Genomic DNA, 22,520 nt, shown 5'->3' with positions numbered 1-22,520 from the left:
GCTACACCTCTTATTTATTTAGTTCCTCAATCAGTCTCTCTTCATCCCATACCATGACGCCTAAGCTTTCAGCTTTTTCCAGTTTGGAACCGGCATCTTCACCAGCTACTACCAAATCGGTTTTCTTGCTGACACTTCCAGCAACGTTAGCTCCTAGCGCCTCTAATTTCTCTTTAGCTTCGTTACGTGTTAACTGATGCAGTTTTCCCGTTAAAACGACTGTTTTACCGGCAAAAAAAGAGTCGATATCTTCTAAAGCAACAGCTCTTTGCCCTTTGAAAGAAAGATTCACACCGGCTGCATCCAGCTCATTCAATAATGCATGGACTTCTTCCAATTCAAAATAAGCTACGATGGAATCAGCCATCTTATCGCCTATTTCATTAATGGCCGTTAGTTCTTCACGGCTCGCCTTGCTTAAGGCTTCCATCGTCCCGAATTCCCTCGCAAGCGTCTTGGCAGCTTTGGAACCAACATGGCGAATGCCCAGCCCGAATAGTAATTTTTCCAACGAGTTGGTCTTCGAAGCTTCGATTGCTTGGAGAAGTTTAGTGACGGATTTATCCCCCATCCTTTCCAAAGCAACCAGTTGATCGTATGTAAGCTTATAAATATCAGCCACATCTTGTATGAGTTCTTCTTTAAATAACAAGCTAATCACTTTTTCACCAAGACTGTCTATATTCATTGCTGTACGGGAAACGAAGTGAATCAAACCTTCCCGTATTTGTGCAGGACACTTCGGGTTGATGCAGCGTAAAGCAACCTCCCCGTCCAGCCGGACAAGTTCACTGCTGCACTCAGGGCACTCAGTCGGCATCTGAAACTCGACTTCTTCCCCTGTACGGCGCTCTGCCAGTACATTGACTACCTCTGGAATGATATCACCCGCTTTTTTCACAACCACTTGATCTCCGATTCTGATGTCCTTTTCACGGATTAAGTCTTCATTGTGAAGTGAAGCTCGCTGCACAGTCGTACCTGCTACCCGGACGGGATCCAAAACGGCAGTCGGGGTCAATACACCCGTACGGCCCACATTCAGCTCGATATCCCTTAGGGTTGTAATGACTTCTTCAGCTGGGAATTTATAAGCAATGGCCCATCGCGGACTTTTTGCAGTAAAACCTAATTCATCCTGCTGTTCAAGGGAATCCACCTTTACGACAATTCCATCAATATCATAGGCTAAGTTTGGACGTTGTTCCGTCCATTCTACTATATAGGCCAGTACTTCCTCTATATTCGAGCATGTTTTTCTTTCCCGGTTCGTCTTAAACCCGAGTCTATCCAATAAATCCAGACCCTCGCTATGGGAACGGACCCCCGTTTCCCCCAAATCGGCAATCGCATAAAGGAAAATATCCAAGTTACGTTTCGCAGCAAGTTTTGGGTCAAGCTGCCTTAACGAGCCCGCAGCTGCATTTCTTGGGTTTGCAAATGGTTCCTCACCGCGTTCTTCCTTAGCCTTGTTTAATGATTCGAATGATTTTTTTGGCATGAAGGCCTCACCGCGCACTTCAATGGCGACCGGCTCCCGTAACTTCAATGGGATCGACTTGATCGTTTTCAAATTGGCGGTAATATCTTCACCGATCGTTCCGTCTCCACGGGTTGCCCCTCTTACGAAATATCCATTCTCATATTGAAGTGTGACGGCAAGTCCGTCAATTTTCAATTCACATACATAGGAAAAATCGTCACCTACAGATTGTCTGACCTTTCTGTCGAAATCCCGCAAGTCACTTTCGTTGAAGGCATTGCCTAAACTAAGCATCGGTGTGGTATGCTCCACCTTTTCAAACATATCCAAAATGGCGCCACCGACCCGTTGTGTCGGCGAGTCCGCCGTTTGCAGTTCCGGAAATTTCTCCTCATACCCAATAAGTTCACGTAGCAGCCGATCATATTCAGCATCAGGTACTGATGGCTGGTCCATCACATAATATTCATAGCTGTATTGGTTCAATAACGTTTGCAGTTCCAGAACTTTCTTCTCTGCAGCTTGTATGTCCATACGTTCAATCCTTTCTAAAGATGACTCCACCGCACTTCTGATAGAAGAGCGGTGTCTAAAGTCAGATATCCCTATTCTTTACCAGCAGGAGCATATTAATAGCTTATGCTTTTTCAACTGGTGCAAATTTCGCCAATAGGCGTTTGATGCCGATTGGACTTGGAAAGGCAATATCCAATTCCTTTCCTTCGCCTTCCCCTTTTACGCTCACCACGGTTCCTATACCCCATTTTTTATGGGAGGCACGGTCACCGACAGCCCAGCCAATTTCTTCACCGCCCGTTGCGGATGGTGCAGAAACAGCTTTTCCAAAGGCAGGCACTTTTCTTGTTGAAGCCGTTGAAGGAGACCCGGTTCTCGAAGAGCTGAAAGGCGTTTGCCTAGCCCTAGGAGCAGGTTTCGGTTTTAGGTCTTCTAGAAGTTCCTCTGGTATTTCACCGATGAAACGTGAAACGGGATTCATGCTCGTCCGTCCATACAATGTCCGCATTTGGGCATTGCTTATGAATAGTTCATTTTCGGCCCTTGTAATTCCCACATAAGCCAGGCGGCGTTCTTCTTCCATCTCCTCTTCATCCATGAGAGAGCGGCTGTGAGGGAAAACCCCTTCTTCAAGGCCCAATAGAAAGACTACCGGATATTCAAGTCCCTTCGCTGAATGCAATGTCATCAACGTTACCGTATTTGTAGCTTCTTCGGTATTCTCGTCAAGTTGGTCTATATCGGCAACCAACGCCAGGTCAGTCAAAAAGCCCACCAATGATTTGTCCTCGCTGTTATCTTCGAATGCTTTCGTAACAGATAAAAACTCATCTATATTTTCAAGCCGGCTTTGTGATTCAATCGTTTTTTCTGCCTGCAGCATCTCACGGTAACCGGTTTTCTCGATGACTTCCTCCACAAGTTCCGTCACGGATAAGTACTCCTGCTGATTTGTATAATTAGTGATCAGCGTATGGAATTCCCTTGCCGCTTTGGTGGCCTTCCCGCTTATCCCTGCCATTTCCACAGACTCCAGTGCTTTATATATGGAAACATCATATTGATCTGCATAATCTGCCACTTTGTCCATCGAAGTTGCACCAATTCCGCGTTTTGGCACATTGATTACTCGGCGAAGGCTGATGTCATCATCAGGGTTCGCAATAAGTCGAAGATAGGCAAGTAAATCCTTAATCTCTTTACGGTCATAGAACTTGGTGCCCCCGACTATTGCATAATTAATATTGGATTTAAGCAGAACTTCCTCCATGACACGTGATTGTGCATTCGTTCTATAAAGTATTGCTATATCTGAATACTTCCTGCTGCCGTCCTGAACTAACTCATTTATCTTTCCGGCTACGAATTGCGCTTCCCCTTGTTCATTGTCCGCACGGTAATAGAATATCTTATTGCCATCTGCATTCTCGGTCCAAAGATTTTTCGGCTTACGGTTTTGATTGTTATCGATGACCTTATTCGCAGCTGCAAGGATCTTTTTCGTCGAGCGGTAATTCTGTTCAAGGAAAATCATGTTGGCATTCGGATAATCTTTTTCAAATGAAAGGATATTCGCAATATCCGCACCGCGCCAACGATAGATCGATTGATCGGAATCCCCGACAACACAGAGATTACGGAAGCGTGAAGCCAATAATTTAACAAGCATGTATTGAGCCCTGTTCGTATCTTGGTACTCATCAACATGAATGTATTGAAATTTACGCTGATAATATTCAAGCACCTCAGGTACGAGCTGGAACAATTGAATCGTCATCATGATCAAATCATCGAAATCGAGCGCTGAATTTTTGCGCAGCCGTTTTTGATATTCCGTATAAACATCGGCCGTTACTTTAGTGAAGTAATCAGACGCCGTCTTCAGGTACTCTTCCGGCCCGACCAATTCATTTTTCGCTGAACTGATGCTGCCCAAAATGGCACGATAATCATATTTCTTTGTATCCATATTACGGTCTTTCATGATTTGTTTTATGACCGATTGCTGATCCGTCGTATCCAATATCGAGAAGTTCCTATTAAATCCGATACGGTCGATATCTCTTCGTAGAATACGGACACACATCGAGTGGAAAGTCGAAATCCAGATATCTTCGGATGCACCGCCAAGTATGGCACGGATCCTCTCCTTCATCTCACGTGCCGCTTTGTTGGTGAACGTGATTGCAAGGATGTTCCAAGGCGCTATTTCCTTCTCGACCATCAAGAAAGCTATTCGGTGAGTCAGCACACGCGTCTTTCCACTTCCTGCCCCAGCCATGATTAAAAGTGGACCATCTGTTGCTTTCACTGCTTTTTGTTGCTGTTCATTCAAACCAATTAATAATTTTTCCGCTAAATATTGCATTATCACACCACCTATACGAACATTCGTTTCTGTTTTAGTATACTATATTTCTTACATGTTTTCATTTAACTGCCGTAACTGTTGCAAGGGCCACTTTCAAATCTTCATAAATCACATTGCCGACAACGATGACATCCGCAATCTTGGACATCTCTTTGGCCTGTTCAACCGATTTTATCCCACCGCCATAGAATAGTATGGTATCTTCCAAACTCTCTTTGGCCGCTTCCACCATCTGGACATCGCCATAATCACCGCTGTATTCCAAATAAAAGATCGGCAGGTTGAACATCTTTTCCGCCATCATCGCGTATGCACCCACATCATCCATATCCAAATCAGTATTGGCTTTCGTCAATTGGGCCGCCTTGCACCCAGGGTTCAGGATACAGTACCCTTCAACGAAAATTTCATCCCAATTCAAAAGGTATCCGTATTCCTTGACTGCTTGCTGATGCAATTTCATCATCCAATCCGGGTTGGTGCTATTCAGGACACTCGGAATGAAATATAAATCAAACCCCGGGGTCACCGTTTCAACTGAAGAAATTTCCATCACACATGGGACCGTATATCGCCTGACACGTGCCATTAAATGAAGCACATTCTCAAGCGTGATACCATCCGTTCCCCCGACCATGATTGCATCAGTACCGGATTCACAGACTTTCTCAAGGGCCTCATCACTTATTTCTTTATTTGGATCGAGTTTGAAAACATGTTTCCACTCGCGAAAATCGTACATTATAATCCTCCATTCACACTTCCCATTACACCATTATAGCATTAAGATTTTTCATTAAAAAAGAGAAGTATCGATAAAATGTTATTACCAAATGGAACCTTTTAATCTAAAATCCAATATAACATGGATACGGCTGAAAGACAGCCGGCAATGAGCGTGCTGGGCACAAAATAAAAAGCCGGGAAATGAATTCCCCAGCTTTTTATTATAATCGAAAGAATTATGATTCAGTTGTTTCCTCTACGTTATCCTTAATACGGTTCAGAGCCATGGAATAAGCATCATTTCCGTAGTTCAAACAGCGTTTGACCCTGGAAATCGTAGCCGTGCTTGCACCTGTTTCCGTTTCGATTTTATGATAGGTTTTTCCTTCTTCAAGCATGCGGGCTACTTCAAGACGCTGTGCCAATGATGAAATTTCATTAACTGTGCATAGATCATCAAAAAATCGATAGCATTCGTCCAAATCACGCAAGGAAAGGATCGACTTGAACAGCTGATCCGTTTCTTTTCCTCTTAACTTATCAATTTGCATGTTACTCCCCCTCAATTTCATGGGTATCAAAATGAGACGTCTCCTACTAAACCAGGTTCATCCGGAATAATATTGATCCAAGTTTTCCCTGGAACCAACCCTACCTCTTTATCGTTTTTCACTGGTGTAATACGACCATCCTTATTCACCCATTCTACTTCATTCGCTTTTCCTTTTTGAAGTAAATAACCATTTCCGCCACTTTTCAAGTCGATTTTTCGACGCCCTTTGTCGTCGATCACTTGATGAGCAGCCTCAATGATCAATATATTATCCAGTAAAATAGGTTTATTCGATTTATGCTCGACTGTTTGCTCTCCATTCGAATAACGTTTATATTTCTCTTCCGTGGCTTCGTATTCATACTGTACATCATACTCGTCTGATCCGTAGGAAACCTCGGTTTTCAATGCCAGTTCCCCTTGAAGTCCAGCTGCCTCTTCCTCTGTAAGGAAAGCATAAGGCTTCGGTGCACCATTCAACTCATAACCCTTTTCCTTTGCACCTTTTTCGATATCCTCAAAGGAGGTGTAGGAATTATGCGGTGCTTTTCGATCTGCCGAACGTTGAAACAAAGTACCATCATAATATAATCCGTTCAAGTTATCAATATACCCTCTGTCCAGCATGGTCTTTGCCTCGGGGCTATACCCATGACAGACATAGATGCAATCAAGGCCTTTAGCCAATTCGATATAATAGTCCCTTGCACTCCGAATCGGACCGATTTGACTAGGCATTTCACTTTGGAAGATAGCTAAAAATCTGGTTATGTCACCTTCTGCGAGCATTTCGTAAACCATATCGGCTTCTGAGAGGCCCGATTGCGGGCGTGCTTCCGGATGATTATTAATCATCACTGCTGCAGCCCTTCGCTCACTGCCTGCTTCGGTGGCCATACCTGTAAGTGGAAACTCATTGGAAGGTTCATTTTTCACATCTGTATTTTTGATGACAGCTTGGTCTTTCGGCTTACTGTCATCCGATGCAGGATCCTCTTTCGTGGAACAGCCTGCCAGCAGTAAAATAGCAATAACGATGAAAAGAACTCTCTTAAAATTCATCTTTCCACTCCTCTGATTTATTAGCCATTTCTTCTCTTATATTTTAACGCATTATAGTGGGAAAGAGTATAGTTTTATTCATTACATCATATACTCCTCGCTGGGTCAGCCTTATATATGGAAGATGGGTTGTCGAAAAGAATGAAAGGGTATACACAGGATCGGCGAAGCGATAACCTCTCTCCCGCAGCAAATGTTTCAATTCATTTTCTTCTTTTATCAATTCAGGAACCTCCTTGGTCGACATGACTCCCTTTAATTTCAGAGGAAGTTCATGAATCACCTTGCCTTGTTCCGTCAAAATGATTCCACCGCCAATTTCCTTCAGCCGGTTAAATGCCAAATGCATATCCTTTTTCCTTTTACCGATCAGTATGATATCACCTGTATTTGTATAAGAACCAGCAAAGCCACACAATTTGTCCGCAAACCCTTTTAATATCGTATTGATGCGCCATTTCCCTTCCCGGTCGATTAGCATGAAAAAGCATTCATCATCCTCAAAGTTCAGTTCTTCATGCCCAACATCATTGGCAAGGGAGTATGGTTTCGTAATTACATTATTAACCAGTTCTATCCCGAACGGCATGGAAAATTCAAAATCTTCCTTTAAACTGAGATCCCAATCAAGATCGAGCGGTTTAAAATCGAAATCACTCCATTCGATTTCCTGTTTATCCGGAATGATCTCACCATCCCTTTTCACCCATTTCCCTTTCGCCATTACCGAAACCGGTGCGGGTTCCTTTACATCGGTCAGGAAGTTGATGTTCGCCACCCTCCCTGTGGCAATATTGCCATGAAGGTATTCAATGTTATAATACCGTGCGATGTTGATGGTCGCCATATTGTAGGCATCGATGACCGGAACGCCATGCTCTATCGCTATTTTGATCAAGCAGTCTATGAAACCACCTTCATAAAAGGACGGAGGTGATCCATCTGTCGTATAAAAGAATTTGTCATAATGATCAATGCCCAGTTCATGGATTTCCTGTATCAGCTTTGGGAAATCCGGACGGATCGAAGAATGTCTTAACGATACATAATAGCCCTGCAGCAAGCGTGACATGACTTCATCACCTGTCATTGCCTCATGATCACAATCGGCGCCGAACAAGGTCATTTTTGCTAAAGTCTTCTCTGAAGCACCTGGAAAGTGTCCTTCTATTTTCTTCCTCATTCGCTTGGCTTCCTGAATCCAGTGCAACATCATGTCATCCCCATCGAGAAGCTTCGGCCATCCAGTTAGTTCCCCGCCCTGTAATACGGCGTCATGCTCCAGCCATGATTTGACGGCTCCATGGGAAAAGACCATATCTTCATCGATCAATTCCGTTTGTCCGTCAAAACGGCTCCACCAATACATTGTTACAGGAATGTTACGTAATTCTTTCAAAAGAGAAAACGCTTTCTTTTTATCTAACTGCAATAGAAACGGCAAGTTATCATTAATCAATGTCGTTGTGCCAAAATGAGATGCATAACGTGAAAAAGAAAGGGGATTATATAATTGAGAAGGGTGTGAATGCGGCTCAATATAACCCGGAACCAAGTACTGGTTTGTACAGTCGACCATTTCACAGCGGTCTATATTATCAGGAAGCTTATCACCAACATATATGATGCGATCTTCATATATCCATATATTCGCTTTTACCCATTTTCGTAAAGCCTGATTTAAATAAGTCGTATTTTTTAGCAGAATGTGTGGTGCCCTATTGCCATCCAGCACATCTATATGTTCTCTTAGATGTTTATTTTTCCATCTATAGCGCTGTTCAAGCATAAACATTCCCCCATAAGTTATTAGAAACAGTGTATGAAAAAAACCATTTTCAATCCAATTTTATTTCATAGTAACATACTTGCCCCATTAGAACAGTAATGTTATCCAGATTATTGTTAAATTTTTGTGAAGGGATGGATTTTATATGAAGTTTAAACAAAATATCAGTATAATAAATGCTTTAATGCGAATTACTTGTGGTTTTACATTTCTAACATGGGCTACGGCTAAAATGGTGAAAAAACCATGGAAAAACCAATCTTATATAATCGTGGCCATGCTTTCCGCCATGAAAATAGGTGAAGGGATCCTCCGTTATTGTCCTGTCGTCGATGCGATGGAAAACGGACAAAACTTGATGACAAAAGAACCAAAACAGGAAAATGAATCGAATCAATCTGATTCATATTAAGTCTTATAGAAGAAGCTGACTCCGCTTAGAGTCAGCTTCTTTATATTATGATGAAAAATTGTATTTTATTGCTCGGTAGCCAATATCCGTTCGCCAAAATAAACCGTCTTTCTCAATATGCCCTAACTCTTTATATACTTCAGCTTGCGCAGAGGCCAAATCTTTCCCTTTTGCAGCAACCAGAAGTACACGTCCGCCATTCGAGATGAAGTTCCCTTCATTATTGAGAGCCGTTCCAGCATGATAAACATGGGCTTTCGGATCAATCTTTTCCAAGCCTTTAATGATAGATCCCTTTTTATATTCCCCTGGATATCCATCAGCTGCGACGACCACTCCGAGCACGGCCTCTTCATGCCATTCAAGTTGTAAATCCTCTCCAGAAAGAACCGCTTCAAGCGTATCTACGAAGTCTGTCTTTAGACGAGGTAAAACGACTTGCGTTTCCGGATCGCCAAAACGGGCATTGAACTCAATGACTTTTGTGCCCTTTTCAGTGGCGATCAACCCGGCATATAATATTCCTGTAAAACTCCGATTCTCAGAAATCATCGCATTTACCGTGGGTTTAAGAATCGTTTCGACTGCAGTCTGGATCATTTCATCGGATATTTGCGGTACCGGTGAATATGCACCCATTCCACCTGTGTTCGGACCCTGATCTCCATCAAAAACCCGCTTATGATCTTGAGCTATGACCATCGGATACACTTTTTCCCCATTAACGAATGCCATCAATGAAAATTCCTCGCCATCAAGGAATTCCTCAATAACGACTTTGGCAGATGCTTCCCCGAACTTTGCTCCGACTAGCATATCATGGATGGCGTCTAACGCCTCTTCCATCGTCATAGCAACTACGACACCTTTTCCTGCTGCCAAACCATCCGCTTTTATGACAATGGGGGCACCCATTTTTTCGATATATGCTTTTGCTGAATCATAATCAGAAAATGTTTCATATTCCGCTGTCGGAATGCTATAGTTCTTCATTAAATCTTTAGCAAAGGATTTACTTCCCTCGATGACAGCAGCACGGCCATTAGGGCCAAATACCTGTAATCCTGCCTCCGCAAAATCATCTGCAAGTCCATTCAACAATGGTGTTTCGGGCCCGATCACCGTTAATGCAACTGCATTATTCTTGGCAAAGGCAACCAATTCCCTGTGATTATTTTCATCAATTGGAACAAGAGTCGCTACATCGGTCATCCCTGGATTTCCCGGTGCTGCAAAAACGGTCCCAACCCGTTTACTTTCAAATAGTTTGCGGGCTATGGCATGCTCCCTGCCGCCCCGGCCAATTACTAGTACATTCATTATCGCACCTCGTTTTTGATTAATGTTTAAAGTGACGAATTCCTGTAAACACCATTGTAATCCCATATTCATCAGCTTTCTTGATCGAATCCTCATCTTTAACAGATCCACCAGGCTGAATGATTGCCGTGACGCCCGCTTTTGCTGCCGCTTCTACAGTATCATCCATTGGGAAGAATGCATCTGATGCCAATGCACTTCCTGTCGCTCTTTCCCCAGCTTGTTCCAGAGCAATTTTTGCAGCTCCCACACGGTTCATTTGACCTGCGCCAACACCTAATGTCATTTGATCGTTACAAACCACTATTGCATTCGACTTGACATGTTTCACGATTTTCCAGCCAAGTTCCATGGCTTTCCACTCTTCAGGTGTAGGCTCACGTTTCGTTGCCACTTTTACCTCTGCATCCTTTAAGCTATGTGCGTCCCGATCTTGAATAAGCAATCCGCCTTCAATGGATGTCAATTTACGTTCAGGCTTTTTAACCGCGTCAAAATCGATCGTTAATAAACGAAGGTTTTTCTTGCTTGTCAATACTTCCACTGCCTCTTGTGTAAACCCAGGGGCAATGATGATTTCAAGGAAAATTTCATGAAGCTTTTCCGCAGTCGCTTTATCGACTTCACGGTTCAAAGCGATGATCCCACCGAAAATGGAGGTGGCATCTGCCTCATAAGCTTTTTCATATGCTTCCAAAATAGTCGCACCGACGCCGACGCCGCAAGGATTCATATGTTTGACTGCAACTGCAGCAGGCTCATTGAATTCTTTTACGATTTGAAGTGCTGCATCAGCATCATTGATGTTGTTGTATGATAGTTCTTTTCCATGTAATTGCTTCGCTTCTGCAATTGAGAAAACGGAACCAAGCGGTTTTTTATAGAATGCGGCTTTTTGATGTGGATTTTCCCCATAACGAAGCGACTGTTTCAATTCATAGGTAACAGTCAATGATTCAGGATTTTCTTCATCGGCAAGCTCTGTCATATACTCTGAAATAACTGCATCATATGCTGCTGTATGACGGAAAACTTTTGCAGCCAGGCGGCGATTCGTGGTTTTTGTTACCCCGCCGTTTTGTTTCAGCTCAGCCAACACGGTAGGATAATCATTGGAATCAACGATAACAGTCACATATTCGTGGTTTTTAGCAGAAGAACGAAGCATTGTCGGTCCACCGATATCGATGTTTTCAATAGCATCTTCCACAGTGACTTCCGGTTTGGAAATAGTCGCTTGGAATGGATATAGGTTTACACAGACAAGTTGAATGGGTTCAATGTTATGCTCAGCAAGCTGTGCTGCGTGACCTTTGTCATCATGTTTTGCCAACACTGCTCCATGGACATTCGGGTGAAGCGTTTTAACACGTCCATCCAAAATTTCCGGGAAACCGGTGACGTCACTGATTCCAATTACCTCAATACCATTTTCCTGAAGCGTTTTTTTGGTACCGCCTGTAGAAATGATTTCAAAACCTGCTTCAATTAAACCTTGAGCAAATTCTACGATACCTGTTTTATCCGATACACTAATTAATGCGCGTTTCTTCATGTTATGTTGGTCCCTCCATTAAGTAAGTTTCTTGTGGCATAGCTCCTGCAAAACTGATGGATACAGGTCATGCTCCATTTCCTGTATCCTTTTTTGAAGGATGTCTCTCGTATCCCCTTCAAGAATCGGCACTGTTTTTTGGGCAATGACCGGTCCTGTGTCCATTCCATCATCAACATAATGAACGGTTACCCCCGTTTCCTTCACTCCGGCATCAAAGGCCTGGCCAATTGCATCCTTGCCTGGAAAACTTGGCAGAAGTGAAGGGTGGATGTTCACAATCCTCTGTGAATACTTTTGTAATAATGTCGGACCGATCAAACGCATATAACCAGCAAGAATGATGAACTCTATCTCATACTGGCGAAGTTTTTCCAGGATTTCCGATTCATATTCAGTCTTGTTGGAGTAATTCTTTGCTGAAAAGGAGAAAGAGTCAATATTCTCAAGCTTTGCTCTCTCAAGCACATATGCGTCTTCACGATCGCATACGACAAGACAGATTTCCGCCTCCAACTTTCCACTTTTTATTGCTTCAGCAATTGATTGAAAATTACTACCATTACCTGATGCAAAGACAGCAAGGCGTCTCATTATTTAAACGACACTCCATTTCCATCCACGATCGTTCCAATAATTGAGGCTTCTTCACCGCAAGACTTTAGGTGGGCTAGCACATCCGATGCCACTTCTTTTTTGACGACAGCCGTCATCCCAATACCCATATTGAAGATATTGAACATTTCCTCTTTTACAAGGTTCCCTTTTTCTTCAAGGAATGAAAATATAGTTGGAATTTCCCAGCTTCCAAGCTCGATTTCAACACCGCATCCTTCAGGAAGGATACGCGGAATATTCTCGATGAATCCTCCACCGGTGATATGGGCAAGACCATTAACCTCAAATTTTTCCAACGTCGATAAAACAGACTTCACATAGATTTTCGTCGGTTTTAATAATTCCTCACCCAACTTGCAATCCAGTTCCGGTACGAAGTCATGAAGCCCCATGCCTGAGTCTTCAAGAAGGATTTTACGAACAAGTGAATACCCATTACTGTGGATGCCGCTTGAAGCGAGTCCAATAACGACATCACCAGCCGAAATCGCTTCACCAGTAATCAGACGTGATTTTTCAACGGCACCTACAGTAAAACCTGCCACATCGTATTCTTCCGTCTCGTACATGCCCGGCATTTCAGCCGTTTCTCCACCGATTAAAGCACAGCCCGCCTGCTCACAGCCATCTGCAATTCCTTTGACGATCATTTCAATTCGTTCAGGATCTGCTTTACCGCAGGCAATATAATCTAAAAAGTATAAAGGTGCAGCACCTTGAACGACAACATCATTGACGCACATAGCTACACAATCCACTCCAATTGTATCGTGTTTATCCATCATGAACGCTAACAAAAGTTTTGTTCCCACTCCATCCGTACCAGAAATGAGCACAGGTTCTTTAAGGTTCAAGGAAGATAAATCAAACATGCCGCCGAAACCGCCCAGACCATTCATTACTTCTGGACGAAATGTGCGCTTTACATGTTTTTTCATTCGATTTACCGCTTCATAACCAGCCTCAATATCCACACCAGCCTGTTTATATGCATTAGCCATTTGAAATCCTCCTCCGAAAATCAATCATCATTGCCGACTTGATTAACATTTTGTTTTTTCTCGTTCGTATTCAAAAATTTCAGTCGGATAATTTCCGGTGAAACAAGCTAGGCATGAACCGCGCGTTTCTCCAGGAAACGGTCGTCCAATTGCTTCGACCATACCTTCGACACTTAGAAAAGTTAAGGAATCAGCTTCAATGATTTCCCTTATTTCCTCCACAGATTTTGAGCTTGCAATCAGTTCTTCCTTTTTAGACGTGTCTATGCCATAAAAACATGGATTCTTGATCGGTGGTGAGCTGATTACTACATGCACTTCTTTCGCTCCGGCATCTTTTAACATGCGGACAATCCTTCTGCTCGTTGTCCCGCGGACGATTGAATCATCAACCATTATGACCCGCTTGCCTTCCACTACCCCTCTTACAGGTGATAGTTTCATCTTTACGCCTTGTTCACGCAGACTTTGTGATGGCTGAATGAAAGTCCGTCCAACATAACGATTCTTTATTAAGCCCATTTCATAAGGAATGCCCGCAGCTTCAGCATAGCCAATCGCTGCCGAGATGCTGGAATCAGGTACACCTGTAACTACGTCTGCTTCAATTTTGGTTTCGAGTGCCATTTGCTTACCAAGGTTTTTCCGTGCCGTATGAACATYGATACCATCAATGTTGCTATCCGGACGGGAAAAATACACGTACTCCATCGTGCACATTGCCTGTTGGCTGGAAAGCGAAAAGTATTCGGATGTGATTCCCTCATCATTTATGACAACGAGTTCACCCGGCTCAATATCTCGGATGAATTCCGCGCCTACAATATCAAGTGCACATGTTTCAGATGCAGCGAAATATGCATCGCCTATTTTCCCCAAGGAAAGTGGACGGAAGCCATGCGGATCTCTTGCCATGATCATTTGGGTTTCGGTCATGATGACAAAGGCATAGGCTCCCTTCAGCATACTTAAACTGTTCTTCACAGAATCTCTTACATCCGAGTAGCCGGAGCGTTTAATCAGATGGGCCAGAACTTCCGTATCAGAGGTCGTTTGAAAAATGCTTCCTTGTCCTTCAAGCTGTGCTTTTAATTGATGGGCATTGACTATATTCCCATTATGAGCAAGGGCCAGCCCTCCTGTATGAGAATTGAACAGGAAAGGCTGAACATTTTGATACCCGCCGCCGCCTGCCGTTGTATAACGGACATGGCCTATTGCCGCTTTACCGCTACCGGAAAGTGCCTGCATTTTTTCCGCAGTGAATATCTCTGTGACAAGTCCTTCGCCCTTAGAGATGGACATCTGCTCACCATCCGTCACGACGATGCCCGCTCCCTCTTGACCACGATGTTGCAAGCTATGCAAACCGTAGTAAGCAAGCTGCGCTGCATCGGGATGTCCCCAGACTCCAACAACACCACACTCTTCGTTTAGGCTTCTTATTTCAGCAAGCATGGTATGGCTCCCTTCCAAGCTGTTTGTAAATCTTCAACGTCCGCTTCCAATACTTTGCTATCACTTGTTGCCACGACTAATTTATTATCAGCCGTTACTGAGCCTATGCAAATCGCATCTTCAACAAGAGCTTCAAATGACGCTTGATTTTCAGGATTGATGGACAGTAAGAATCGTGATTGCGTTTCACTGAATAATTCAGATACAGGTTCCCCGGATATATTCACTTTTGCTCCTAGTTTGCTTGCCCCGAATAAAGATTCAGCTAAAGCCACTGCCAAACCGCCTTCCGAAAGGTCATGGGCTGATGCAACAAGTCCTTTTTGGATTGCTGTCAGAATTTGCTGCTGACGTTTTTGTTCAAGGTCCAAATCAAGTTCTGGAGCGCGTCCAAAGATTCTACCCTCGAGCATTTTCTGTAATTCACTGCCTCCGAATTCCACTTTCGCTTCGCCAACCACGTAAATCAAATCGGATTCATTTTTAAATGTTTGTGTTGTGATGTGCTTAAGGTCATTGACTAGACCAACCATTCCAACTACAGGCGTCGGATAAATCGCTTCACCATTCGTTTCATTATAAAGGGAAACATTTCCGCCGATTACAGGAGTACTTAAGCTTCTGCAAGCTTCACTCATACCGTCTGCCGCTTTTTCCAGTTGCCAGAATATTTCTGGTTTTTCTGGATTCCCAAAATTCAAGCAATCCGTAATCGCTAAAGGTTCCGCACCCGAGCAAATGATGTTACGGGCTGCTTCAGCCACAGCGATTTTGCCGCCTGTTTCAGGATCTAAATAAATAAAGCGGGAGTTACAATCCGTCGTCATGGCAAGGGCTTTATTCGTACCACGTACACGCACTACCGCTGCATCCGATCCAGGTGAGACGACTGTATTCGTGCGGACCATGTAATCATACTGGTCGTAGACCCATTCCTTACTCGAAATTGTCGGTTGCTTCAATAGGGATACCAATGTTTCTTTATAATCTTCAATGACTGGCACTTCTGCCGTCATGCTTTGGAAGTCACGGAAATATTGCGGCTCTGCAGATGGCTTGTGATAAATAGGAGCTTCTTCAGCCAATGCATCAACCGGAACCTCGGCAACGATTTCACCTTGATGGGAAAGTGTTAGATTTTTATCATCCGTTACTTCACCAACAGCAACCGCTTCTAGGTTATATTTCGTAAACAAGTCGACGATTTCCTGTTCGCGTCCTTTAGTGACAACGATCAGCATCCGCTCTTGTGATTCAGAAAGCATCATTTCATATGCTGTCATTCCCGTTTCACGCTGCGGTACCAAATCCAGGTTCATTTTTATTCCTGAGCCAGCTTTACTCGCCATCTCGGCAGATGAGCTTGTAAGACCTGCTGCTCCCATATCCTGAATGCCAACAAGGGCATCATTTTGAATCAATTCAAGGCATGCTTCCAAAAGCAGTTTCTCCATGAATGGATCGCCTACTTGTACGGCAGGCCGTTTCTCTTCCGAAGACTCTGATAGCTCTTCAGATGCAAATGTTGCTCCATGAATGCCATCACGTCCAGTTTTGGCACCCACATACATCACTGTGTTGCCCACTCCATGCGCTTGGCCTTTTTTAATGTCCTTATGATCGATCAAACCGACACACATTGCATTGACAAGAGGATTTCCTTCATACGATGGATCAAATTGAATTTCTCCGCCGACAGTTGGAATTCCGATACAATTCCCGTATCCTGCAATCCCTGCAACCACTTCTTTAAATAAATATTTCACGCGATCATTGTCTAGCTCACCGAAGCGAAGTGAGTTCAACATCGCGATCGGACGGGCTCCCATGGAGAAAACATCACGGATAATTCCGCCGACACCGGTAGCAGCACCTTGATAAGGCTCTATTGCCGAAGGGTGGTTATGACTTTCAATTTTAAAAACGACAGCCTGATCGTCACCGATATCAACGATACCTGCTCCTTCACCAGGACCTTGCAGCACTTTCTCCCCTGTAATCGGGAATTTCCTTAAGATGGGTTTTGAATTTTTGTAGGAACAATGCTCTGACCACATAACCGAAAACAAACCAGTTTCCGTATAATTCGGCAGTCTGCCTAAGATTTTCTCCACCATTGCAAATTCATCATCGGATAGTCCCATTGTTGCGTACAATCGATCCGATTTAATTTTTTCCGGACTTGGTTCAAGCTGTAATAACATGTGATTCCCTCCAGTTTTTTACGATGGATTGAAAAATCTTTAAGCCGTCTTTACTGCCAAGCAGCGAATCAACAGCACGTTCGGGATGAGGCATCATTCCGAGGACATTTCCTTGTTCATTTGTAATTCCCGCTATTTGCTCCAAGCTTCCGTTTGGATTTTCACCATCATACGTGAACAAGATGCGGTTATTTTGTTTTAATTCAGCCAATGTTTCATCATCGCAGTAGTAATTCCCTTCACCATGTGCCACAGGGATCGTAATCGTTTCATTTAATTCATATCCTGTCGTGAACATCGATTGGTTATTTTCAACCTTCAGTCCTACATTGCGGCAAATGAATTTCAAGCCTTCATTACGGCGCATCGCTCCAGGTAAAAGTCCTGCTTCAAGTAAAATCTGAAAACCATTGCAGACACCCAAGACAGGCTTTCCTGCTTGTGCCGCTTTTACGACTTCAGCCATTACATTCGAAAAGCGTGCAATTGCTCCAGAGCGTAAATAGTCTCCATAAGAGAAGCCTCCAGGAAGGAGAATCCCATCATACTGATCTAGATTGTCTGTAGAGTGCCAAACATACTCCACTTCTTCCCCCAGTGCATCCTTTATCGCATGGTACATATCGACATCACAATTGGAGCCAGGGAAAACTATGACAGCAAATTTCATTGGGTGATAACCTCCTCAACATCATAACGGTAAGCTTCAATTACCGTATTGGCCAATAGTTTTTCACACATTTCCTTCACAAGTTGATCTAAATCACGATCCGTATCCTTAATTGTAAGTTCAATGTATTTCCCCACTCGAACATCACTAACTTCGTTATATGTCAAGCTATGAAGTGATTGTTGCACTGCTGCTCCCTGTGGATCTAATACACTTTCGCGTAGTGTGATATATACCTTAACCTTATACATGTTGAGTGCCCTCCAACTTTGCTAGTATTTTTTCGTAAGCATCTGTTAAACTTCCTAAATCACGGCGGAATACATCTTTGTCTAATTTTTCGTTCGTGTTAATATCCCATAATCGGCAGGTATCAGGTGAAATTTCATCTGCCAGCAGAATGTCTCCATTCGGGGTTTTGCCGAACTCTAATTTAAAATCAATCAATTTAATGTCCAACTCTTTAAAGAAAGACGTTAAGACGATACTGATTTCTTGTGCCTTTTCTTTTAAAATCGCTACATCTTCCTTGCTTGCAAGTTCCAATTCTTCAATATGGTCTTCCGTTAACAGAGGATCGCCGAGCTCGTCGTCTTTATAGTAAAACTCAATCAGCGTTTTCTTGAGCGGCTGGCCTTCTTCAATGCCAGTCCTTTTAGAAAAACTGCCGGCAGCCGTATTTCTGACAACGACTTCTAGCGGAATGATGGATACCCTTTTGACTAGCTGCTCCCGTTCGGAAAGCATTTCAATAAAATGAGACGGGATATTCTCTTGGGCAAGCTTTGAAAATAGTAAGCTAGTAATTTGATTATTCAACTTACCTTTTCCGGCAATCTCGGACTTCTTCTCACCATTGAATGCCGTTGCCGAATCCTTGTATTCCACCCATACTATTTCACTGTTGTCCGTTGCAAAAATCTGTTTCGCTTTTCCTTCATACAACAATTCTCGTTTTTCCATCTGTCCAGACCCCCACATTGTGAATATTATGAATCTTCCTGCCATTGATCAGGCTTGGCAAACATATCACCATTAAAGGTGCCATGTTTGCCGCCTTCACTTTTATAAACCTAAACGATCAAAGATTACATCAACATTTTTCAGGTGATGTGTAGGATCGAAACAATCATCAAGTTCTTCTTTCGTAAGCAAGCTTGTGATTTTATCATCCTTTTCGATCAGGCTTCTGAATGGAACCTGAAGCTCCCATGCTTCCATCGCTTTCGGCTGAACCGTATCATAAGCTTCTTCACGGACAAGTCCTTTATCGATAAGGGATAGCAGCACACGTTGTGAGAAAATCAATCCCAGCGTACGGTCCATATTGCGTTTCATATTTTCTGGATAAACGGTCAAGTTCTTCACTATGTTGCTGAAACGGTTCAGCATATAGTTTAATGCGATCGTTGCATCCGGCAAGATGATGCGCTCAGCAGAAGAATGCGAAATGTCACGCTCATGCCATAATGGCACATTCTCATATGCTGTCATCATGTAACCGCGGATTACACGAGCCATACCCGTCATATTTTCAGAACCGATTGGATTCCGTTTATGAGGCATTGCAGAAGATCCTTTTTGTCCTTTTGCAAAGAATTCTTCCACTTCGCGTGTTTCACTTTTTTGCAAGCCGCGAATTTCCACTGCAAACTTTTCAATAGATGTCGCAATTAAAGCCAATGTACTCATATAATGTGCATGGCGATCGCGTTGCAATGTTTGTGTTGAGATTGGCGCTGCTTCAAGGCCAAGCTTTTCACAAACGAATTTTTCAACGAACGGGTCGATGTTTGCGTAAGTTCCGACAGCCCCAGAGATTTTCCCAACCTCTATGTTCTTTCTTGCTTCTTCAAAACGTTCGACATTGCGTTTCATTTCTTGATACCAAAGTGCCAGTTTCAACCCAAATGTGGTCGGTTCCGCATGAACTCCATGTGTACGTCCCATTTGAACCGTGTATTTATGTTCTTTCGCTTTGTTTTTCAGGATCTCCACGAAGTTATTTAAATCCTTGGCAAGGATCTCATTCGCCTGCTTTATCACATATGAAAGAGCTGTATCCACCACATCAGTGGAAGTCAGTCCGTAATGGACCCATTTCCGTTCTTCACCCAACGTTTCGGAAACCGCACGTGTAAAAGCAACAACATCATGGCGTGTATCTTTTTCGATTTCATTGATACGGTCGACATCGAATGTAGCATTTTCGCGAAGAAGCTTCACATCTTCTTTTGGAATGACACCTAGCTCTGACCATGCTTCACAAGCTAAGATTTCAACTTCCAACCACGCATTAAAGCGGTTCTTTTCTGTCCAAATGTTTCCCATCTCTGGGCGGGTATAACGTTCAATCATTTTACTTCCTCCGTTTCAACCTGTTGATTCCATATTTTGCTTCGATCACTTTCCAAAAGAGCTTCCTCAATCGTTGGACGTAAAATATTCACATGACCCATTTTCCGCTTAAGCTTGGCTTCTTTCTTACCGTAAAGGTGAACCTTCCAATCTGAAAGCGTCGGAATTTCATCCAACAAGGGTTCGATATGCTCACCAAGGATGTTTATCATTACCACAGGCTTCAATAACGCCGTATTTCCGAGAGGCCAATTGCAGACAGCCCTTATATGCTGTTCAAACTGTGAAGTCTCACATGCCTCCATTGTATAATGGCCTGAGTTATGTGGTCTTGGCGCTAATTCATTAATGATGATATCATCCTGAGCGGTTAAAAACATCTCGACTGCCAATGTCCCCACCAAATCAAGTTTCTCTGCAAGCTGCAAAGCTTCATCAATAGCTTTCCGTTCAGCTTGGATACTGATACGGGCCGGAACAATGCTTTTATGAAGAATGTTTTCAATATGAATGTTTTCCGCAATCGGAAAATGACTTGTCTCGCCATCAGCCTTACGCGTCACGATGATGGATATTTCTTTCACGAAAGGAATCCAGGCTTCCAGCACACATATACCTGTTTTGAGCAGGGATTCAGCCTTTTTGATATCGGCTTCTTCCTTAATGACCAACTGCCCTTTTCCATCATAACCGCCCCGCGTCGTTTTTAACACACTAGGGTACCCTAATTTCTCTATATGAAGGTAAATTTCTGAAATATCCTGTATTTCCTGATATGGAGCAACGGAAGCTCCTGCATCGGATATGGCTTTTTTTTCTGTCAATCTATCCTGTGTCAACTTTAATAATTCTGAGCCCTGTGGAAGAAATGCATGTTGCTTTAACCAATCCAAGGCTTCCGAACTGATATTTTCAAACTCGTATGTTATGACATCACTGACGTCAGCTAACCTTTTCAATGCTTCGATATCATCATAAGCACCAATGATTTCAATATCCGCCACTTGAGCACATGGGCCTTCTGCAGTCGGCTCAAGGACCGCTATCTTAAAGCCCGATGCCTTAGCTGACAAGGCCATCATCCTGCCCAATTGCCCACCGCCGATAATTCCAATGGTCTGTCCCGGTAATATGATTGTATTATTTAAGTTGTTCACTGCTCTGTAACACCTTTTCTCTGGTTTCGTCTCGTAAAGCCTCTAGCCTATCAGCAATGTCAGAATCAAAAGCCGCTAACATTTGAGCCGCTAACAAACCGGCATTGACTGCGCCGGCTTTTCCGATCGCAACCGTTGCAACCGGTACGCCACCAGGCATTTGAACAATCGATAATAACGAATCCAACCCATTTAATGCCTTCGACTGTATTGGCACGCCAATCACAGGGACAATCGTTTTAGCGGCGGTCATACCTGGTAGATGTGCAGCCCCGCCTGCTCCGGCAATAATCACTTTAATATCTCTATCTTTTGCACTCTCTGCATATTCAAATAATAAATCCGGCGTCCGATGGGCGGAAACGACTCTTTTTTCATAGGGGATCTCAAGCTGTTCCAATGATTCACAAGCGTACTTCATCGTTTCCCAATCCGAGACACTACCCATAATAACCCCAACTTGCGGTTTCATATCATCTTTCCCTCCAACACTCATATTATGGCGTCCCGAGTATGCAGACAGACGCTTATCATTTATCTATAATTCATTGTAAATTAAAAAACCGGACAGGTTGCTTCCTCATAGAGAAAGCAACCTGTCCGGAAAAGAAAGCCCTTTTGGAAATACAAAAAGACTTGGCTAGTTTCCGAAATAGTCAGATGCTTTTCTCATAGTCCGATGATTTACGGTCATCAGGTAGAAACTTTTGGGCCATATCCCCATGATTATATGAGATGTATTAATGTAACTTCATCTTACCTTCCGGCCATTTTAATGTCAAGTTAAAATCGAATATTTTTACATGATATTAATTAATCGTTCGTGTTTTACTCAATTAGCTTTGCTTCGAATACAATTTTTCGATTAACTGGCACATAATGGACTTTGCCATTCTCAATTCTCTCGGCAAAGATAGGCTCTTCCGTTCGCCTTACGGGAAAGTAACCTGCCGCTTTAATTCGATCCAAACATGCATCGATCGTCTCTCCCTCGATAACTTCAAACTTTTCCTTACTCTTCTTACTCACAATACCGATCCCTTCATGGTTCTATATTTGTCAGCCTTCTTCCTTACCCATCCAACTTGCATATTATCAATTAAATTCTTCCTAGTATAATGAAAAGAATAAATAAAGACAAGAATGCATGTAAATAAAATCGATTACTTTATAATGGTAATTCCATAATACCTCAGAATATGATGCCCCTGTCTTCCGTAAAAACATCAACACTCATATACTGTACATCTCCTTCAATATCCTGCCC

20 protein-coding genes and 1 riboswitch are annotated in these 22,520 nt (G+C 43.1%); of the genes, 1 reads left to right on the top strand and 19 read right to left on the bottom strand.

The genetic code is table 11. The annotated features are described in order from the left end of the window. Positions 1-10: 10 nt before the first annotated feature. From ligA to AC1DVB_RS12570, 6 genes are all read right to left on the bottom strand, one after another. The gene (ligA, locus tag AC1DVB_RS12595; protein ID WP_477589471.1) at positions 11-2,017 is read right to left on the bottom strand and encodes an NAD-dependent DNA ligase LigA; all 2,007 of its coding nucleotides are present in this window, start codon (positions 2,015-2,017) and stop codon (positions 11-13) included. Positions 2,018-2,120: 103 nt separating this feature from the next. Further along, positions 2,121-4,367 carry a DNA helicase PcrA gene (pcrA, locus tag AC1DVB_RS12590; protein WP_477589469.1) on the bottom strand — a complete coding sequence of 749 codons (2,247 nt, stop codon included), beginning with the start codon at positions 4,365-4,367 and terminating at the stop codon, positions 2,121-2,123. 61 nt (positions 4,368-4,428) lie between these two features. Further along, entirely contained in the window at positions 4,429-5,112 is a 684-nt protein-coding gene (gene pcrB / locus AC1DVB_RS12585) for a heptaprenylglyceryl phosphate synthase (RefSeq protein ID WP_057278492.1), read from the bottom strand. Positions 5,113-5,332: 220 nt separating this feature from the next. After that, complete coding sequence (locus AC1DVB_RS12580; protein WP_034306094.1) at positions 5,333-5,647, bottom strand: YerC/YecD family TrpR-related protein; 315 nt, start codon at positions 5,645-5,647, stop codon at positions 5,333-5,335. Positions 5,648-5,673: 26 nt separating this feature from the next. Next, the gene (locus AC1DVB_RS12575; RefSeq protein WP_477589467.1) at positions 5,674-6,711 is read right to left on the bottom strand and encodes a DUF3048 domain-containing protein; all 1,038 of its coding nucleotides are present in this window, start codon (positions 6,709-6,711) and stop codon (positions 5,674-5,676) included. Positions 6,712-6,754: 43 nt separating this feature from the next. Beyond that, on the bottom strand, positions 6,755-8,500 hold the full coding sequence (locus AC1DVB_RS12570) for an adenine deaminase C-terminal domain-containing protein (protein ID WP_063577527.1): 1,746 nt from the start codon (positions 8,498-8,500) through the stop codon (positions 6,755-6,757). A gap of 145 nt (positions 8,501-8,645) precedes the next feature. Between AC1DVB_RS12570 and AC1DVB_RS12565 the strand changes: the two genes are divergently transcribed. Continuing rightward, positions 8,646-8,912, top strand: a complete 267-nt coding sequence (locus tag AC1DVB_RS12565; protein WP_034306101.1) for a YgaP-like transmembrane domain — start codon at positions 8,646-8,648, stop codon at positions 8,910-8,912. Positions 8,913-8,957: 45 nt separating this feature from the next. Here AC1DVB_RS12565 and purD read toward each other — a convergent pair whose 3' ends face one another. The 13 genes from purD to AC1DVB_RS12500 all read right to left on the bottom strand — a co-directional run bounded on the left by purD (position 8,958) and on the right by AC1DVB_RS12500 (position 22,282). Further along, a complete protein-coding gene (purD, locus tag AC1DVB_RS12560) occupies positions 8,958-10,232 on the bottom strand; it encodes a phosphoribosylamine--glycine ligase (protein ID WP_057278489.1) in 1,275 nt (424 codons plus the stop codon). 19 nt (positions 10,233-10,251) lie between these two features. Continuing rightward, a complete protein-coding gene (gene purH, locus AC1DVB_RS12555) occupies positions 10,252-11,787 on the bottom strand; it encodes a bifunctional phosphoribosylaminoimidazolecarboxamide formyltransferase/IMP cyclohydrolase (RefSeq protein WP_057278488.1) in 1,536 nt (511 codons plus the stop codon). Between the two features lie 18 nt (positions 11,788-11,805). Beyond that, complete coding sequence (gene purN, locus AC1DVB_RS12550) at positions 11,806-12,381, bottom strand: phosphoribosylglycinamide formyltransferase (RefSeq protein ID WP_034306109.1); 576 nt, start codon at positions 12,379-12,381, stop codon at positions 11,806-11,808. Continuing rightward, on the bottom strand, positions 12,381-13,406 hold the full coding sequence (gene purM, locus AC1DVB_RS12545) for a phosphoribosylformylglycinamidine cyclo-ligase (RefSeq protein WP_034306111.1): 1,026 nt from the start codon (positions 13,404-13,406) through the stop codon (positions 12,381-12,383). The genes purN and purM overlap by 1 nt, the downstream gene beginning before the upstream one ends. A 42-nt stretch (positions 13,407-13,448) precedes the next feature. Continuing rightward, positions 13,449-14,864, bottom strand: coding sequence for an amidophosphoribosyltransferase (gene purF, locus AC1DVB_RS12540; protein ID WP_477589463.1), 1,416 nt, complete (start codon positions 14,862-14,864; stop codon positions 13,449-13,451). Further along, positions 14,849-17,068 carry a phosphoribosylformylglycinamidine synthase subunit PurL gene (gene purL / locus AC1DVB_RS12535; protein ID WP_477589461.1) on the bottom strand — a complete coding sequence of 740 codons (2,220 nt, stop codon included), beginning with the start codon at positions 17,066-17,068 and terminating at the stop codon, positions 14,849-14,851. Before purL ends, purF begins: the two co-directional genes overlap by 16 nt. Then, the gene (gene purQ / locus AC1DVB_RS12530) at positions 17,052-17,738 is read right to left on the bottom strand and encodes a phosphoribosylformylglycinamidine synthase subunit PurQ (protein WP_048680628.1); all 687 of its coding nucleotides are present in this window, start codon (positions 17,736-17,738) and stop codon (positions 17,052-17,054) included. Before purQ ends, purL begins: the two co-directional genes overlap by 17 nt. Next, positions 17,735-17,989: a phosphoribosylformylglycinamidine synthase subunit PurS gene (gene purS / locus AC1DVB_RS12525; protein WP_034306118.1), complete on the bottom strand. Its 255-nt coding sequence runs from the start codon at positions 17,987-17,989 to the stop codon at positions 17,735-17,737. Before purS ends, purQ begins: the two co-directional genes overlap by 4 nt. Beyond that, on the bottom strand, positions 17,982-18,701 hold the full coding sequence (purC, locus tag AC1DVB_RS12520; protein ID WP_048680630.1) for a phosphoribosylaminoimidazolesuccinocarboxamide synthase: 720 nt from the start codon (positions 18,699-18,701) through the stop codon (positions 17,982-17,984). The genes purS and purC overlap by 8 nt, the downstream gene beginning before the upstream one ends. A 102-nt stretch (positions 18,702-18,803) precedes the next feature. After that, on the bottom strand, positions 18,804-20,096 hold the full coding sequence (gene purB / locus AC1DVB_RS12515) for an adenylosuccinate lyase (RefSeq protein ID WP_034306123.1): 1,293 nt from the start codon (positions 20,094-20,096) through the stop codon (positions 18,804-18,806). Next, the gene (gene purK / locus AC1DVB_RS12510) at positions 20,093-21,253 is read right to left on the bottom strand and encodes a 5-(carboxyamino)imidazole ribonucleotide synthase (RefSeq protein ID WP_057278486.1); all 1,161 of its coding nucleotides are present in this window, start codon (positions 21,251-21,253) and stop codon (positions 20,093-20,095) included. The genes purB and purK overlap by 4 nt, the downstream gene beginning before the upstream one ends. After that, positions 21,237-21,725 (bottom strand): 5-(carboxyamino)imidazole ribonucleotide mutase, encoded by a 489-nt coding sequence (gene purE / locus AC1DVB_RS12505; RefSeq protein WP_477589489.1) that lies wholly within the window; start codon positions 21,723-21,725, stop codon positions 21,237-21,239. The genes purK and purE overlap by 17 nt, the downstream gene beginning before the upstream one ends. Before the next feature lie 180 nt (positions 21,726-21,905). Then, positions 21,906-22,007, bottom strand: a riboswitch (purine riboswitch). 74 nt (positions 22,008-22,081) lie between these two features. Next, positions 22,082-22,282: an NETI motif-containing protein gene (locus AC1DVB_RS12500; protein ID WP_034306130.1), complete on the bottom strand. Its 201-nt coding sequence runs from the start codon at positions 22,280-22,282 to the stop codon at positions 22,082-22,084. Positions 22,283-22,520 lie beyond the last annotated feature (238 nt).

Source organism: Peribacillus sp. P4_D6, from assembly GCF_056401795.1.
The sequence above is the reverse complement of the archived record's forward strand: the minus strand, read 5'-3'. Positions and strand labels throughout refer to the sequence as shown.

Coding starts and splice junctions, on each gene's coding strand:
- ligA (WP_477589471.1), bottom strand. CDS start 2,017: ATGGACATACAAGCTGCAGAGAAGAAAGTTCTGGAACTGCAAACGTTA.
- pcrA (WP_477589469.1), bottom strand. CDS start 4,367: ATGCAATATTTAGCGGAAAAATTATTAATTGGTTTGAATGAACAGCAA.
- pcrB (WP_057278492.1), bottom strand. CDS start 5,112: ATGTACGATTTTCGCGAGTGGAAACATGTTTTCAAACTCGATCCAAAT.
- AC1DVB_RS12580 (WP_034306094.1), bottom strand. CDS start 5,647: ATGCAAATTGATAAGTTAAGAGGAAAAGAAACGGATCAGCTGTTCAAG.
- AC1DVB_RS12575 (WP_477589467.1), bottom strand. CDS start 6,711: ATGAATTTTAAGAGAGTTCTTTTCATCGTTATTGCTATTTTACTGCTG.
- AC1DVB_RS12570 (WP_063577527.1), bottom strand. CDS start 8,500: ATGCTTGAACAGCGCTATAGATGGAAAAATAAACATCTAAGAGAACAT.
- AC1DVB_RS12565 (WP_034306101.1), top strand. CDS start 8,646: ATGAAGTTTAAACAAAATATCAGTATAATAAATGCTTTAATGCGAATT.
- purD (WP_057278489.1), bottom strand. CDS start 10,232: ATGAATGTACTAGTAATTGGCCGGGGCGGCAGGGAGCATGCCATAGCC.
- purH (WP_057278488.1), bottom strand. CDS start 11,787: ATGAAGAAACGCGCATTAATTAGTGTATCGGATAAAACAGGTATCGTA.
- purN (WP_034306109.1), bottom strand. CDS start 12,381: ATGAGACGCCTTGCTGTCTTTGCATCAGGTAATGGTAGTAATTTTCAA.
- purM (WP_034306111.1), bottom strand. CDS start 13,406: ATGGCTAATGCATATAAACAGGCTGGTGTGGATATTGAGGCTGGTTAT.
- purL (WP_477589461.1), bottom strand. CDS start 17,068: ATGTTATTACAGCTTGAACCAAGTCCGGAAAAAATTAAATCGGATCGA.
- purQ (WP_048680628.1), bottom strand. CDS start 17,738: ATGAAATTTGCTGTCATAGTTTTCCCTGGCTCCAATTGTGATGTCGAT.
- purS (WP_034306118.1), bottom strand. CDS start 17,989: ATGTATAAGGTTAAGGTATATATCACACTACGCGAAAGTGTATTAGAT.
- purC (WP_048680630.1), bottom strand. CDS start 18,701: ATGGAAAAACGAGAATTGTTGTATGAAGGAAAAGCGAAACAGATTTTT.
- purB (WP_034306123.1), bottom strand. CDS start 20,096: ATGATTGAACGTTATACCCGCCCAGAGATGGGAAACATTTGGACAGAA.
- purE (WP_477589489.1), bottom strand. CDS start 21,725: ATGAAACCGCAAGTTGGGGTTATTATGGGTAGTGTCTCGGATTGGGAA.